Below are 15,832 nucleotides of genomic sequence, written 5' to 3' on the forward strand. Positions count from 1 at the left end.
TCTGTCTAGATGACAGGGGCGAGTTTACGTTATGTTTGAAATATTTAAGTCATAGGAGGAACAAGTATGCTTGATATCACACAAATAAAGGAAATTATTCCGCATCGTTACCCATTCTTATTAGTCGATCGGATCATAGAAATTGATGAAGGGAAAAGAGCGGTTGGATTGAAGAATGTCTCGGCAAATGAAGAATTCTTTAATGGCCATTTCCCCGATTATCCAGTTATGCCTGGAGTTTTAATTGTAGAGGCCTTAGCGCAGGTTGGCGCTGTAGCCGTCTTGAAACAAGAAGAATATAAAGGCCGGCTTGCATTTTTCGCTGGGATTGATAATTGCCGCTTTAAAAAGCAAGTTAAACCAGGTGATCAGCTGCGTCTGGAAGTGGAAATAGTGCGTATGAGAGGGTCAATGGGTAAAGGGAAAGCGGTGGCGACGGTTGATGGGGAAACAGCATGTGAGGCCGATATCATGTTTGCCTTTGGTGACAAATAAGATTCTTTTTCCGTGATGGGAATGGAATGTTTTAACTATATGTTTTCAAAAAGTGGTTTAAGGAATCGTGAAGCGGTGTATATAAATAGCACTGCATTGCTTTTTTAAAGCAAGAGCGGTTTTTAGATCTTTCTATTCTCCCTTTGAATGCCGGACATTATTATGTCCGGCATTTTTTAATGTTTAATTCCAAAAAGCAGATTTTCTTTTTAAATTTAAAATAGGACGCAAGTTATTTTCACATTCGGGCAAAATACCTAATGATAAAGAAAGAAGGGAGGTTGCCAAAAATGATGAAGAAAATTTTTGCACTACTTGGGGGATCTTTATTATCTATTATGTTCCTTGCTGGATGTGGAACGGATAATGATGACAACAACAATCCTGCACCAGAAGAAGATAACAACATCATTGAAGATGATAACAACGGTACAGATGATAACAATGGTACGGATGATAACGGCATGAACGGTAATGATGATGGATTGCTTGAAAATGACGATAATAACGTCGATAATGATGCCGATGACTTGATTGAAGACCCTGATAAAAATGACGACAAAAATAAGTAATTAGCACAGAATGAGAAAGACTGCTTAGGCAAAAGAGGATTAATATCCTTATCCGTCTAAGTCAGTCTTTTTTATGTGCATTCGATTAGGGGATGGAAATTAAGGGAAGGTTTTTTATTTATTAGTTGCTAATTTAGGCTTTGAGCGGATTTTTTGCTTGAACTCTTTTATAAGTTCATCGCCGACGAGACCCTTTTGGACCAAATCTTCTAGAAGGAGTTCTGCATATTTGCTCCGTGTTTTTTGGATATGACCAACGAATAAAAGGCTATAGTGATTGCCCACTTTTCTTATTGTACGTAAGACAGTTTGAAACAAAGCCGGTTCATTGTCCTTTTTGGTAATGACTGCCTGGATATACACCTCTCCGTCTATATCGGGAAGTGAGGGTTCAAGCTCTTTGAAATGTTTTTCTTCGACAAAGGCTTCCAGTAACCATGATCTAGCGTCGTTTTCTTTATTTATAATCAATCCATCTGTTAATGCAATATCAATCAAGTTTAAATTTTCAGTAACAATTTGCAACGAGATCAATTTGAATGATTTCATCTAATTCCTCCGTTTCTTGCAAGAAAGAGCGGCGATTACCTCTCTTAAACGTAAATTTTTGAAAGGGTACATATCGATTAATCCTTTTAAAGGTAATTATATCATACTAAAAAGAAGTCTCTTAATGAAATGAAAACCCAACATTTGTCTAAATTATGAAGGATGGAATAAAAATTTGCAAAATATTTAATTTTGTTAACTATTCGTTTTTTACCTGATTTTAAACAATAAAAAGTGTTTTTGCACCAATCCAAACGTCTTTTTATGAAGAAAAATGGTGTAATAAGATCATTTCCTCCATTTTTTAATCGATGGAAGAAAGCGTATGATTAAAGCAATTGAAGAGGAAGGAGTGAAAAAATGATTAACCAAGTTACCCTCGTCGGCAGGCTTACGAAAGATCCAGAATTAAGATACACACCCGATGGCAAGGCTGTTTCCAATATCACATTAGCAGTCAACCGGAACTTCCGTAATACTGTCGGTAACTATGAGGCAGACTTTGTACAGTGTATCATATGGAAAAAGTCGGCTGAAAATACTGCTCAATATTGTAAAAAAGGAGCCATAATCGGCATAACTGGCCGAATACAAACAAGGAGATATGAAAATCAGGAGGGTAAATATGTATATGTAACTGAAGTGGTCGCCGAGAGGGTTCAATTCATCGGAACTAAACAAAATGATGGTAAGCCCAAGGATTTTGAACATATTGGTTTATAGTGTTACTTGAAGGTTGGGCATGCTAGCTTGCTTAATAAAGAATTGTTTTAAAATGTAAGATCTAAATTCGAAACACAATAAAAGTATTTATATGACCATAATGAATAACCAATGCATAGAATTACATGAATTTTTTATAAAACTTCGCAGTAGTATATAGAATTATTTTTCATCCATTCATTCCCCTAAGCTAATATAGCTTCTTCTCCGCAGGAAACCCCGATTTACCCTCAAAAAAATCGTGTTATATGATTTCCCCCTTGGAATGACTGCAAATAAGCAGTCTTTTTTTTGTGCCAAAATATGTGTAAATAGAAAAAAATAAAAAATAATTCTGTTAAATTAGAATTTTTAGAAAATATATTGTAATATTTTAATTTTGATGCAATAATAAACCCAATAATATAATGGAAAATAAGTTATATATAGGAAGTGATTTGATGGACGAACCAATTATTAAGGTTAATGGGCTTCGAACCAGTTTTCGTACGGACGATGGGGTGATCCCTGTCGTGAATTCAATCGACTTTCATGTCAATCCTGGTGAGGTTTTAGGGATTGTAGGAGAATCTGGATGCGGAAAAAGCGTAACTTCTCTGTCCATCATGGGTTTGGTTTCTTCACCGGCTGGTAAGGTGGAGGGGGAAATCCTTTTTAAAGGAGAAAACATCGCAAATGCCTCTGAAGCAAAAATGAGAAAAATTCGCGGGAATGATATAGCGATGATATTTCAAGAACCGATGACAAGCTTGAATCCCGTATTCACTATTGGCGAGCAGTTGGTCGAGACGCTTCGGATACATAAAAAATGGAATAAAAAGCAGGCACGAAATAGAGCTGTGGAAATGTTGAAGCTGGTTGGGCTTGGCCGTGCCGAGGAATTGCTCAAAGAGTATCCGCATCAGCTTTCTGGCGGAATGAGACAAAGGGTCATGATAGCGATGGCCATGATTTGTGAGCCGAAACTCCTTATAGCCGATGAACCGACAACGGCATTGGATGTGACGATCCAGGCACAAATCCTGGAGTTAATGAAGAATTTAAATAAAGAAACAGACACGGCAATCATGATGATTACCCATGATCTTGGGGTAGTGGCGCAAATGTGTGAACGTGTCATTGTCATGTATGCCGGCAAGGTGATTGAGGAAGGAAATGTGCAAACGATTTTCCAAAACCCTAAGCATCCTTATACGGTTGGTTTACTTCAGTCGATTCCCGATATGCGAATAAAGAAAGAGCGCCTATACTCGATACCGGGTAATGTGCCAAAACCTGGGACAAGCAACCTCGGGTGCCAGTTTGCACCCCGCTGCTCCCATGCCATGGAGCAATGTATGAATGAGACCCCGTCTCTACTGGAATTCGATGAGGGTCAGCATGTTCGCTGCTGGCTGTATGAAGATGGGAAAGGAGCTTCCTTGCATGAATCAAACATTGGTTAAGGTAGAAAACCTAAAGAAGCATTTTCCGATAAAAGGAGGGGTTCTGGGAAAGACCATTGGAGAGGTCAAGGCAGTCGATGGTTTGTCTTTTTCCATTTATAAAGGGGAAACCTTGGGACTTGTCGGTGAAAGCGGTTGCGGAAAGTCTACGACGGGAAGATTATTGCTTCGATTGCTTGAGCCGAGCGAGGGCAATGTTTATTTCGAAGGAAAGGACCTGACTGCTTTATCTTCCAGTGAAATGAGAAAGATGCGCCGTGAAATGCAGATGGTCTTCCAGGACCCATTCGCCTCCCTCAATCCCAGGCATACTATTGAAAAAATTTTGGAAGAACCGCTCATTGTCCACGGGGTTAAAGATAAAAAGGCGCGGAAGGCCCGTGTACAGGAACTTCTTAAGGTCGTCGGCTTAAGCAGTTACCATGCTAAAAGGTATCCGCACCAATTCAGCGGAGGCCAGCGGCAGCGTATTGGCATCGCGAGGGCACTTGCAGTCAACCCTAAACTGATCATTGCCGATGAGCCGGTATCTGCACTGGATGTATCGATTCAGGCCCAGGTCTTGAATCTGTTGCAGGATTTGCAGGAAGATTTTGATTTGACCTACTTGTTCATTGCTCATGATCTTGGAGTGGTAAGGCATATCTCCGACCGTGTCGGTGTGATGTATCTTGGACATATTGTTGAATTGACGGAAAGTGAAGGACTTTATGAAAATCCGCTTCACCCATATACGCAGGCTTTATTATCGGCCGTGCCCATTCCGGATGTGGAATATAAGGGGGACAGGGTAATCCTGCAGGGAGATGTTCCAAGCCCATCAAACCCGCCCAGCGGCTGTCCATTCCATACAAGATGTCCGAAGGCGATGGCAGAATGCAATACGGACAAGCCAATCCTGACTGAACATAAACCTGGTCACTACGTTGCTTGTCATCTATACAATTGACACGACGTATACATAAATTCGCAAATAATAAGGGGGAAGAATATGAAGAAAACATTGGCATTGTTGCTGACTGGTATCCTGGCTCTTTCGCTAGCGCTTGCGGGATGCTCCTCGTCTACATCAAAAGAGAAAGATGATGGTAAAGGGGGATCTAGTGAAGCGAAGGGCGGCGTATTGATATACGGTAAAGGCGGAGATGCTGTCGGTCTTGACCCGGCTATCGTAACCGATGGGGAATCATTCATCGTCACTCAGCAGATTTTTGAAACGCTTGTGAAATATGGGGAAGATGATACGGAAATCAAACCGGGTCTTGCAAAGTCATGGGAAGTCTCCGATGACGCGAAAACATACACATTCAAATTGGAAACCGGAATCAAGTTCCATGATGGTACGGATTTCAATGCAGATGCGGTCGTAAAAAACTTTCAACGATGGGCAAAAAGTAAGGATGAAGGGAAATTTGCGTACTATGCCTCCATGTTCGGAGGATTTGAAGGTGATGAAGGTCATGTTATCAAAGAAGTAAAAGCGATCGATGCCAGCACGGTGGAATTCACTTTGAACCGTCCGCAGGCGCCGTTCCTGAAAAACCTTGCGATGCCTACATTTGCTATTGCCAGTCCTGATGGAATTGAAAAAGAGGGTGACGACTTCACTAAAAACCCATCTGGTACAGGTCCTTTTAAGTTCAAATCATGGAAACCTGGCGATACGATTGAAGTGGTGAAAAACGATGACTATTGGCAAGATGGACTGCCTAAACTTGATGGAGTCACGTTTAAGGTCATTAAAGATAACTCTGCACGTTTAAATGCTGCAATCAAGGGTGAAATAGACCTGATGGACGGGTTGAACCCAAGTGATATCAGTAAGGTTACAGGAGATGAAAAACTGCAAATATTCGAACGTGCATCCATGAACGTCGGGTACTTTGCTTTCAATGTTGAGAAAGCACCATTCGACAAGAAAGAAGTGCGTCAAGCCATCTCGCATTTGATCAACAAAAAGGAAATCATTGATAATTTTTATGAAGGCACAGCAGAGCCTGCCAAGAATCCTATGCCTCCATCCGTTTCTGGCTACAATGACAAAATCGAAGACTATGATTACGATGTGGAAAAAGCGAAAGAACTGCTGAAAAAAGCTGGACTTGAAGATGGATTTAAAATGGATCTATGGGCAATGCCGGTACCGCGCCCATATATGCCGGATGGTCAAAAAGTGGCTGAAGCCATTCAAGCAAGCCTAAAACAAGTCGGCATCGAAGCGAATATCGTTTCGTACGAATGGGCTGCATATTTAGAGAAAGTGCAGGCTGGTGAGGCCCAATCCTTCATGATGGGCTGGACAGGCGATAATGGAGATGCAGATAACTTCCTTTATACATTATTGGATAAAGATAATATCGGCTCCAACAACTATGCCCGTTATGCAAACGATGAAGTCCATGAATTGCTGATCGAAGCCCAGTCCACGGCAGATGAAGCCAAGCGTAATGAGTTGTACGGAAAAGCCCAGGAAATCATCCATGATGAAGCTCCATGGGTTCCGCTTGTACACTCTTTACCGCAGTTAGCCGGATCTAAGACGGTCAAAGGGTTTGTTCCACATCCAACTGGTTCACAATCCCTTGTTAATGTTTCTCTAGAAAATTAACCGTACGAACCGGGTAGTATGGAGTCTTGCATGCTTCCCGGTTTTGTTATGGAATGCATTTCAAAATGATCGAGGGCGCTTCGAAGGACCCTTATTTAAAAGGCGGGTGATTGTTTTGTTTTCCTATACCGTACGACGTTTAGGATCTCTCATTCCGGTGTTACTCGGAATGGCGTTTATTGTGTTCATGATGATACGGGCAATTCCTGGAAATCCAGCACAGGTGATTTTAGGGCAGCAAGCAACTGAAGAGGCAGTCGCTGCGATGACAAAGGAGCTTGGCCTGGATAAACCTTGGTTCATTCAATTTTGGGATTACTTATCAGGCCTGTTAAAGGGGGACCTGGGTGTTTCGTTAAAAACGAATAGTCCGGTTTCTGAAGAAATTGGACCATACTTGATGGCCACGATAGAACTGGCCTTGATCGCGATGATCATCGCCGTGGTCATAGGCGTGAATGCAGGGATAATATCAGCTTGGTTTCAAAACTCATGGTTTGATTATGTCGCCATGGTGATTGCGTTGATTGGTTTGTCCATGCCTATTTTCTGGCTGGGATTAATGGAGCAATACATCATTTCAATTCAATGGGATTTACTTCCGACGACAGGGCGGGACAATATCAGGGATCCCGTTGAGGCCATAACCGGCCTGTATTTGATAGATACGCTCATGGCTGGCAGGGTTGATCAGTTTTTTGAGGTGATTAAGCATCTTATTTTGCCGGGGTTAGCGCTTGCTACCATTCCGATGGCGATTATTGCAAGGATGACACGTTCGTCCATGCTGGAAGTCATGAGATCGGATTTCATTCGTACGGCTCGTGCTAAAGGAATGAAAATGTTTTGGGTTGTTTACAAGCATTCCTTTAAGAATGCCTTGATTCCAGTGGTGACGGTTATCGGTCTGCAGACAGGATTACTTTTAGGCGGCGCCATATTAACGGAAAACATTTTTGGATGGCCAGGTATCGGTACATATATTTATGATGCAATCCTATCTCGGGATTATCCGGTGATACAGTCCGGAATTCTCGTCATCGCCTTTTTGTTTGTCATGATTAATCTAGTTGTGGACTTGTTGTACGCAGCGATCGATCCTAGGATTAAATATAAATAGGGAGGGAAACTCATGCCTGAAATAGCAACGAATACTCCGCCAATCCTTCCTCCAAAAGAGGCAGAGGAAAAAGTCATCTCTCCCTGGAAGGAAGGCTGGAAAAGCTTTAAGAAAAACAAGGTAGCGATCGTGGGTCTGGGGATTGTTTCATTTTTCATCTTAATCGCCATCTTCGCGCCCGTTATAGCACCTTATTCATTTGATGGGCAAAAGCTAAGTGATAAACATTTGGCCCCGTCTGCGGAGCATTGGTTCGGAACGGATGAATTTGGCCGGGATATTTTGAGCAGGGTCATTTATGGCTCGCGCATTTCAATAGGGGTCGGCTTCTTATCTGTTGCCGGATCTGTTGTGGTTGGGTCTTTTTTGGGGATCATTGCCGGTTATTACGGCAGGTGGATAGATACGATCATATCGAGGATCTTTGATATTATTCTGGCCTTTCCTAGTATCTTGCTTGCCATTGCTGTCGTTGCCGTTTTGGGGCCCTCCCTTCGCAACGCACTTATTGCCATCGCCATCGTCAATGTCCCGATATTCGGCCGGCTTTTACGGTCACGGGTCTTAACGGTGAAAGAAGAGGAATATGTAACGGCTGCAAAGGCAATTGGAATGGGGGATGGCCGCATTCTCCTTCACCACGTCCTTCCGAATAGCCTTGCACCGATTATCGTTCAAGGTACCTTGGCGATTGCAACTGCCATCATTGAATGTGCAGCGCTCGGCTTTCTCGGTCTCGGTGCACAGCCGCCAGCACCAGAGTGGGGAAAAATGCTCGCCGATTCCAGGGCGTTCATCATTCAAGCACCATGGACGGTTCTCTTCCCTGGGCTTGCGATCATGCTTACAGTACTCGGCTTTAACCTAATGGGGGATGGACTGCGCGATGCCTTGGATCCAAGAATGAAAAACTAGAAGTAAAAGGGTGATGTTAGTTTAACATCACCATCTTTTTGCCGTTTATCTTGTAAATCAGCAAAATATGAAAAATAATAAAAAAATCCTAGTTCTAAATAGGAAAATAGTGACTATTACCCCTTAAAATCACCCCAAAAGTTGTGATACTTTTATACTCAGTAAGAATATTCCAAAAATTGCTTATTTTAGAGGAGGAAAGTTCATTGATCAAACGTAGCTTGTCCATTCTAGCAATCTTTCTATTAGTATTTACTGCAAGCGTTTCCGCAGCCAAGCTCCCAGATCCCCCGACAGGCTCGGGCGGTGCAGGTAAGAAGAATCAGGAAAGTATTATAAAGCTGAAGAAAAATGACTTGGGGAAGAAATACAAAAGCAATGAGAAGGTCAGGGTCATCGTAGAGATGAAGGAAGCCCCGGCAATAGAAACCGCTTCGAAAGAAGGGAAGCTTTTTAAACAATTATCGAAAAATAAGAAACAACAATTAAAGTCTGAAAAGCTAGCTACTCAGAAGAAATTGAAAAAAAAGGTGAAAGAGAAAAAAATAGCTTTCAAGGAACTTGAAAGTTTTACGACAGTCGTCAATGGATTCAGCGGTGAACTTCAGTATGGTGAGATCAAAAAGGTGGAAGCCATGCCTGAAGTTGCTGAAGTACATATAGCGAATGAATATGAACGTCCTGCAGAAAAACCCGACATGCTATATAGCAAAGAACTTGTCCAAGCCCAGGAAGCATGGCGGGAATATGGATATAAAGGGGAAGGGATGGTCGTCGGGATTATTGATACTGGAATCGACCCATCTCACCGTGATATGGTCCTGAACGAGGAGAATAAGGCTGAACTGACTGAAAGTGAAATCAGCGCGATGAAGGAATCCAGCCATCTATTAGGCAATTACTATACGGCCAAGGTTCCTTATGGATACAATTACATGGATGAAAATGAAGAAATCCTTGACCTTGGTGAAGAGGCTTCCATGCATGGAATGCATGTGGCAGGTACGGCCGGAGCCAATGGAGATGAAGAGAATGGCGGCATTAAAGGGGTTGCTCCTGAAGCCCAGCTGCTTGCATTAAAGGTCTTCGGAAATGATCCCGACATGCAGACAACATGGGGCGATATATATATTAAGGCGATTGACGATGCCATCATTCTTGGGGCGGACGTGCTGAATATGAGCCTTGGCTCCACTGCAGGCTTTGTATCGGCAGAAGATCCGGAGCAGCAGGCGGTATCCAGAGCTGTTGATAATGGGATCCTCATGTCGATTTCAGCAGGAAACTCGGCACACTTTGGAAATGGATTTGCCAACCCATCAGCCTCGAACCCGGACATTGGCGTTTCAGGTTCACCAGGACTTGCTTACGATTCTGTACAAGTGGCATCGGTAGAGAATAACTATATGGATTTGGATGCAGCGACTTATGAAATAAACGGTCAGGCAGGAAAAGCTCCGTTCATGTCGGCTTCAAGCGTACATCCCAATGCCTTGAAGGATAAATCGCATGAATTGGTGTCGGCTGGTCTTGGGACGCCAGAGGAGCTTTCCAAAGTGGATGTTAAAGGCAAGTTCGCCCTCATCGAGCGCGGCACGCTTTCTTTTATAGAAAAGGCGCAAAATGCCCAGGCAGCAGGAGCGACAGGAGTCATAATTTACAATAATGCTGACGGATATATTTCCATGGCTACAGATCCAAGCATCACCATTCCCCAGCTGTTCATGTTGAAATCGGATGGTGCAAAGCTGAAAGCGGCCTTAGCGGATGGCGAAAAGGTGACGATTACCTTTAATGGTGATAAAACAAAAGCTGTAAATCCAGAAGCAGGGAAAATGAGCTCATTCAGTTCATGGGGAGTCGCGCCGAACTTGGATTTCAAACCGGAAATCACCGCTCCGGGCGGACAAATTTATTCAACGCTGAACAATGATGAATATGGAATGATGAGCGGTACTTCGATGGCGGCGCCGCATGTTTCCGGCGGCTCGGCACTGGTTCTTGAAAGAGTGGATAAAGACTTTAAATTAGAAGGATCGGCCCGGGCTAATTTAGCGAAGAACCTGATGATGAATACATCAAAACCATTAACGGATCAGGGAGTCGTCAATAAGGCACTTGACTGGAAAAACCCTTATTCGCCTCGCAGGCAGGGAGCCGGGGTCATGCAGCTGCAATCCGCATTGTCCACACCTGCTGTCGTGACCGAGGCATTCACGAAAGAAGCGAAGGTTGCCATGAAGGAGGTCGGCAATAAGTTCGCCTTTACTTTAAAGGTTGAAAACTTCAGCAACAAAGCAGTCAAGTATGATGTAAAAGGAAATATCCAAACAGACTATGCAATCCAGGGACAGCTGGGCTATACCGCTAACGAGCTGGAAGCACAGGAAATTAAGAACGCTTCGATTAAAATCAATAATAAAAATACAAATAAGATTACCGTTCCTGCAAAAAAATCGATTACATTCGAAGTGAAAGTGGACATATCCGATGCAAAGGTACTTGGAGATGACCTTCAAACTCTTGTGGATATTGACAAGGTGTTTCCAAACGGCTATTTTGTTGAAGGGTTCATTTCATTGAAGGATCCAGCCGATACGAATCCGGAACTGAATGTACCGTATGTAGGATTTAAAGGGGAGTGGGACAAAGCCCCAATCCTGGATGGCACTAAATATGACAAAGAATCTTTCTATGGCATGGCAGGAGGAGTATCGACAGCAGGTGAAGATTTCACGTATCTTGGCTATGACCCTGCGGGGAAAACATTCAATGGCAAAAATATCGCGATTTCCCCAAATGGTGATGGTGCACAGGATGACTTCGTGCCTGTCCTATCATTCTTAAGGAATGCGAAAAAGGTAGAATACAATATATTGAATGGTGATAACAAATCAGTCCGGAAACTTCGCACAGAGAATAATGTACGCAAGGACTATTATGATGGCGGACTAGGGACCGCATACACGCTGGATCCGGCACGTAAATGGGACGGTAAAATCAATAATGCACTCGCTAAGGATGGGGTCTATTATTTTGAAATCAAAGCAATGATAGATTACGAGGGTGCAAAATGGCAGACGGTTAAAATGCCAATCAAAATCGATACGGTAAAGCCGGCGGTCAAGATTTCGAAAAAAGGCAATGTTTTAACCATCCAAGGTAAGGATAATTTAAATGGTTCAGGGCTTGCTTATTACGATGTACAAGTCGATGGAGCATCCATCATGGAAGAGCCGCTCCCGGCGAATGCTAAACAATTCACCCTGCCTGATGTAAAAGGCGAAAAGGTTCAGGTTGTGGCAATCGACTATGCAGGTAATGAGAAAACGGCTGAAACCGAATTGGCCGGTGATTCGGCTCCAATCGATAATCATGCACCAGCTGTAAAGATCAAGAGTCCTGAAGCCTTGAGCGTGAATAATAAAAATAAAATCAAAATAACAGGAGAAATTGAAGAAGCGTCGGAAATAAAGGAATTTAAAATCGACAATAAAACGGTACCTGCAACGTATAACAAAAAGAATAAAAAATATGAATTCTCATATGAAAAGAAATTCGAAGATGGTGTCCAAAGCTTCACGGTTAAAGCAACCGATAAATGGGATAACACGGTTTCCTTTAAAAGGACGATAATGGTCGATGCAACAAAGCCAGGTTTAAAAGTTAAAGGCGTACCGGAAACTGTGGGGTTCAAAGGCAAGAATCCAAAAGTGGACGTGACGGTAGAAGATAATTTCGATGAAATCCGCCTTTACCTGAACGGAAGTGAAATATTCTATCATGAATTCAAGGAACCATATAAAATGCGTTCCTATAAGAAAAAGATAGAGGATTTGGAACTGCCGCTTAAGACTGGCAACAACAAGATTGAATTTAAGGTGACCGATCTTGCAGGAAATGAATCGAAGAAATCCTTTAACATCAATAAAGCAAAAAAATAAACGTAAGGCAGCCCTCTTATCCAAGAGGGTTGTTTTTTGTGGACATAATTGATTTTACCTGCATCTTTTGAGGGTTAGTACAATGCTAACGTTGATTGGAATGTATAGGGCATTCGCCTTCCGCGTGAGGTCCGGGAAGCCTTCTCGGCGCTCCTTTGCGCCTGTGGGGTCTCCCTTTCACACTCTATTCCCGTAGGAGTAAACTTTAGGAAAACTCGCTTTTCCTTATACAAGATGGGGTTAGGAATGGACCCTCCGGGATTATAAAAAGAAATCTTGGTTATCCTTCATGAATTTTTACCTTTTTATAAGGAATGAAACCTCATTAAATTGAAGAAATTTGCGACACTTCTGCCGAATAACTGGCTAGCCGAGACCCCACAGACGCTTGCGTCGAGGAGGCTTGGCAGACAGTCGGCGGAAAGGGAGCGGATTTCTGAAATAAGCCGGAACGTTTTCAAAGAAAAAAACTGTAGGCATACTCGCTTTCTTCAACTACAGTATGGGCCCTCTTATCCAAGAGGGCCGTTTTTGCGTAATAAGATTTCCGGATTTTGAATTTTTCGTGAAGATGGAGTAGTTTACTGTAATTTCACCGTGCTAATATGGAAATCTATTAGTGAGGAAGTATTTTCATTATCCGGCAGGTATATGGTATGAGATAAAAGAATTAGGTATAAAGAACCTAATAAAAAGGAGGGTATCCATGAATTATAAGAAGAAATCAAGCAATAAAGTAAGTAGTCTTGGAATTACAGTGAAATTCGAAAGGAGAGGAAGCGAAAGGTCATATCTTACAAAACCGAGTTTCTTTGATGCACTTCAGCACGTCCATTCTCCCTTTGAAAAGGATCCACGCTCTGATTCACCCTATCAGGATTTTCCTCTATGTCAGGAGGTAACCCTTTCTTTTTTTGAAAGAGGTGCTAAAACATCTATTAATTATGACCCCCACCAAGAAAAAATCATCATTGAGGAAAGTTCAGAGACTTATCAGGTGAATAAGGGGGAGGCGCTTACGGCAATCCTCGATCATATCATGATCAATCATGGCTATCACCATTCTTTTTTCATCATTCAGCAAAAAGAGCGGAACGTGAAAATTAAAGCTGCCAATAAGTGATATGGATGGAGCTGCCACGGCAGCTCCATTAATGTTTCGCCATGATGAGCGTTTCCTATCCTTGGAGATGTCAAACCAACCGCCGAATGATCTTTGAAAGGGTTTGGATGCCATAAGCTAATTGTTCCTCCGAGGCGTATGAATATGATAGCCGTATATGTGTATGGTTGTTTGGTTCGTATATGTATCCCGGATTAAGAAGTATGTTTTCCTTTATCGCTTGCTTGAAAAGGTTTGGATTCACGATGGGTTTACATAATTTTAGCCATATATAAAATCCGCCTTGAGGTATTTGCCATTCGGCCAGTCCCTTAAAATATTGATTGAGAAGAGTTAATGTAAAATCCCTGCGTTCCATCAGCTCTTGCCTTAGCCATTCTAAATGCTTTGAATATTGACCAGTTGCTAACCATTCTGCCACAAGGTATTGGGAAAGTGCACTGGAACCGTAATCCATTTGCATTTTAATGTCCGCTAAACGTTCAATCACAGTTATGGGGCCGGCAATCCAGCCGATGCGCAATCCTGGGCTTAAAGTTTTGGACATGCTGCCAATGTGCAATACAAGGCCATCTGCATCAAGGGATTTTAATGGCGGCGGCGGTTCCGAATCAAACCACAAATCACTATATACGTCATCTTCAATAATCGGGATCTGTTCTTTTTTGCATAGTGATAGGAGGTTAAGTCTTTCTTCTTTTGACCATGTAGTATTCGTTGGATTGTTAAACGTTGGGACAGTATAAAACAGTGACGCTTTCTTCCTCCCATTGATGCGCTTCATTTGTGTCGGGATACTTTCACGTCCTTGTTTTGATAAACCTACTAAATGCATGCCCGCAGATTGAAAAGGGTGGACGGAATTTAAATAGGAAGGGGACTCATGTAAAATCATCGATCCCTTTTGAAGTAAACCAACTGAAATCAACTGGAGTGCCTGGAGCCCGCCAGAAACGACCATGAGGGAGCCGGGACTTGCGTTGATCCCTTTTGTTTCTAAATAAACACTTATACATTGGCGAAGTCTCTTGTCACCTTTGGGTTCGGAATATCCTAATGAGTGTGCATCAAAGGAAGTGGATCGCAACGTCTTTTCGATTTGCTTTGTAGGCAATAGAGCTGGAGATAATTCACCAGTGCCTAATCTGATGATGGCAGTATCCGTTTCATACTGATTAATATCCTGAATCGTTTTTAAATTAGGTTCATGAAGGCCATTCCGGACGTAGTTTTTCCAGTCGGGCTGTTTGCTGGAGACGAGCACATTCCATGTATTATTGGAAACGAAAGTGCCAGACCCAAGCTTAGTTTCCAATAATCCGTCTGCAATCAACTCATCTATGGCTGTGATGATGGTACTTCGGTTTACGCCAAATGAGTCGGCCAATGTGCGTTGAGATGGAAGCTTAGTGTCAACTGGCCATTCCCCCCGTGTAATTTGTTGTTTGATCCAATCCACTATTTGTTGGTGAAGTGATTGCGCGGAAGACCGGTTTGGTCTCCATTCGATAAACATACGAAAACCACTCCTTTCATGTTCTATATTCCTTTAAATTGGTTGGTTTGAAGACCAACCAATTGGAGGGTCAATTCCTTTGTTTTACTCATTATACTGAATATGAGGGAAGGGGGTATTCATATGGGGCCATTTTTTCATGGATTATTATTGGCATTAGGGCTGATACTTCCATTGGGAGTGCAAAATGTTTTCATTTTTAATCAAGGAGCAATCCAACCTACAATAAAAAAAGCATTGCCAGCAACGATCACGGCTGCAATTTGCGATACGGTGCTCATTCTGTTAGCTATTTTAGGTGTTTCGTTGATTGTCATGCAATACGATTGGTTGCGCCTTACATTAATCATAATCGGCGTTATATTTTTATTGTATATGGGCTTTCAGATTTGGTTTGCCAAATCAAACTCACAGTCAGGTGTCCAATCCATGCAGATGTCGACAAAAAAACAAATTGTATTTGCTTTATCCGTATCATTACTGAATCCGCATGCAATCCTGGATACGATAGGTGTAATCGGTTCGAGCTCACTTGTTTATTCAGGAAAAGATAAAATGATTTTCACCATGACGTGCATCTTTGTGTCATGGTGCTGGTTCCACGGATTATGTCTTGCGGGACGATTGCTGAAAAAGGTTGATACATCTGGAAAATTCCTTGGAATATTAAATAAAATTTCTGCAATCATCATTTGGATCACAGCCCTCTATATGGTGAAGTCGCTATTTTGAATCAATAAACGTTTTCGAACCAAACGATGCCATGTATAACAGGACGCCTATGTATAAAAAAAGGGGAATGCATATCTATATGCATTCTCC

Annotated in this window: 13 protein-coding genes; 11 read left to right on the forward strand and 2 right to left on the reverse strand. The window is 42.3% G+C overall.

Annotation, left to right across the window (positions count from 1 at the left end):
* Positions 1-66: 66 nt before the first annotated feature.
* Complete coding sequence (fabZ, locus tag AC1DIV_RS02855) at positions 67-495, forward strand: 3-hydroxyacyl-ACP dehydratase FabZ (RefSeq protein ID WP_034315755.1); 429 nt, start codon at positions 67-69, stop codon at positions 493-495.
* Between the two features lie 290 nt (positions 496-785).
* Positions 786-1,067 carry a hypothetical protein gene (locus AC1DIV_RS02860; RefSeq protein ID WP_251540651.1) on the forward strand — a complete coding sequence of 94 codons (282 nt, stop codon included), beginning with the start codon at positions 786-788 and terminating at the stop codon, positions 1,065-1,067.
* A gap of 114 nt (positions 1,068-1,181) precedes the next feature.
* Here the strand turns inward: AC1DIV_RS02860 and AC1DIV_RS02865 are convergent, their stop codons facing one another.
* Complete coding sequence (locus AC1DIV_RS02865; protein WP_034315749.1) at positions 1,182-1,616, reverse strand: YwpF family protein; 435 nt, start codon at positions 1,614-1,616, stop codon at positions 1,182-1,184.
* Positions 1,617-1,976: 360 nt separating this feature from the next.
* On the opposite strand from AC1DIV_RS02865, the gene ssb reads away from it, so the two are divergent.
* From ssb to AC1DIV_RS02905, 8 genes are all read left to right on the forward strand, one after another.
* Positions 1,977-2,339: a single-stranded DNA-binding protein gene (ssb, locus tag AC1DIV_RS02870; RefSeq protein WP_214811232.1), complete on the forward strand. Its 363-nt coding sequence runs from the start codon at positions 1,977-1,979 to the stop codon at positions 2,337-2,339.
* A 440-nt stretch (positions 2,340-2,779) separates the two neighbouring features.
* Positions 2,780-3,784: an ABC transporter ATP-binding protein gene (locus AC1DIV_RS02875; protein WP_152908346.1), complete on the forward strand. Its 1,005-nt coding sequence runs from the start codon at positions 2,780-2,782 to the stop codon at positions 3,782-3,784.
* On the forward strand, positions 3,765-4,733 hold the full coding sequence (locus AC1DIV_RS02880; protein WP_057278171.1) for an ABC transporter ATP-binding protein: 969 nt from the start codon (positions 3,765-3,767) through the stop codon (positions 4,731-4,733). The genes AC1DIV_RS02875 and AC1DIV_RS02880 overlap by 20 nt, the downstream gene beginning before the upstream one ends.
* 42 nt (positions 4,734-4,775) lie before the next feature.
* Positions 4,776-6,392 carry an ABC transporter substrate-binding protein gene (locus AC1DIV_RS02885; RefSeq protein WP_057278170.1) on the forward strand — a complete coding sequence of 539 codons (1,617 nt, stop codon included), beginning with the start codon at positions 4,776-4,778 and terminating at the stop codon, positions 6,390-6,392.
* A gap of 115 nt (positions 6,393-6,507) precedes the next feature.
* Positions 6,508-7,512 (forward strand): ABC transporter permease, encoded by a 1,005-nt coding sequence (locus AC1DIV_RS02890; protein WP_133351499.1) that lies wholly within the window; start codon positions 6,508-6,510, stop codon positions 7,510-7,512.
* 12 nt (positions 7,513-7,524) lie between these two features.
* Positions 7,525-8,427, forward strand: coding sequence for an ABC transporter permease (locus AC1DIV_RS02895; protein ID WP_340878137.1), 903 nt, complete (start codon positions 7,525-7,527; stop codon positions 8,425-8,427).
* A 206-nt stretch (positions 8,428-8,633) separates the two neighbouring features.
* Complete coding sequence (locus AC1DIV_RS02900; protein WP_340878136.1) at positions 8,634-12,371, forward strand: S8 family serine peptidase; 3,738 nt, start codon at positions 8,634-8,636, stop codon at positions 12,369-12,371.
* A gap of 706 nt (positions 12,372-13,077) precedes the next feature.
* Entirely contained in the window at positions 13,078-13,494 is a 417-nt protein-coding gene (locus tag AC1DIV_RS02905; RefSeq protein WP_063595730.1) for a hypothetical protein, read from the forward strand.
* A 70-nt stretch (positions 13,495-13,564) separates the two neighbouring features.
* Here AC1DIV_RS02905 and AC1DIV_RS02910 read toward each other — a convergent pair whose 3' ends face one another.
* Positions 13,565-15,010: an aminotransferase-like domain-containing protein gene (locus tag AC1DIV_RS02910; RefSeq protein ID WP_340878135.1), complete on the reverse strand. Its 1,446-nt coding sequence runs from the start codon at positions 15,008-15,010 to the stop codon at positions 13,565-13,567.
* Between the two features lie 123 nt (positions 15,011-15,133).
* Between AC1DIV_RS02910 and AC1DIV_RS02915 the strand changes: the two genes are divergently transcribed.
* Positions 15,134-15,742 carry a LysE/ArgO family amino acid transporter gene (locus tag AC1DIV_RS02915; RefSeq protein ID WP_034315735.1) on the forward strand — a complete coding sequence of 203 codons (609 nt, stop codon included), beginning with the start codon at positions 15,134-15,136 and terminating at the stop codon, positions 15,740-15,742.
* The last annotated feature ends 90 nt before the right edge of the window (positions 15,743-15,832 follow it).

The sequence above is a fragment of the Peribacillus sp. 05N428 genome (genome assembly GCF_056397085.1).

Coding starts and splice junctions, on each gene's coding strand:
- fabZ (WP_034315755.1), top strand. CDS start 67: ATGCTTGATATCACACAAATAAAGGAAATTATTCCGCATCGTTACCCA.
- AC1DIV_RS02860 (WP_251540651.1), top strand. CDS start 786: ATGATGAAGAAAATTTTTGCACTACTTGGGGGATCTTTATTATCTATT.
- AC1DIV_RS02865 (WP_034315749.1), bottom strand. CDS start 1,616: ATGAAATCATTCAAATTGATCTCGTTGCAAATTGTTACTGAAAATTTA.
- ssb (WP_214811232.1), top strand. CDS start 1,977: ATGATTAACCAAGTTACCCTCGTCGGCAGGCTTACGAAAGATCCAGAA.
- AC1DIV_RS02875 (WP_152908346.1), top strand. CDS start 2,780: ATGGACGAACCAATTATTAAGGTTAATGGGCTTCGAACCAGTTTTCGT.
- AC1DIV_RS02880 (WP_057278171.1), top strand. CDS start 3,765: ATGAATCAAACATTGGTTAAGGTAGAAAACCTAAAGAAGCATTTTCCG.
- AC1DIV_RS02885 (WP_057278170.1), top strand. CDS start 4,776: ATGAAGAAAACATTGGCATTGTTGCTGACTGGTATCCTGGCTCTTTCG.
- AC1DIV_RS02895 (WP_340878137.1), top strand. CDS start 7,525: ATGCCTGAAATAGCAACGAATACTCCGCCAATCCTTCCTCCAAAAGAG.
- AC1DIV_RS02905 (WP_063595730.1), top strand. CDS start 13,078: ATGAATTATAAGAAGAAATCAAGCAATAAAGTAAGTAGTCTTGGAATT.
- AC1DIV_RS02910 (WP_340878135.1), bottom strand. CDS start 15,010: ATGTTTATCGAATGGAGACCAAACCGGTCTTCCGCGCAATCACTTCAC.
- AC1DIV_RS02915 (WP_034315735.1), top strand. CDS start 15,134: ATGGGGCCATTTTTTCATGGATTATTATTGGCATTAGGGCTGATACTT.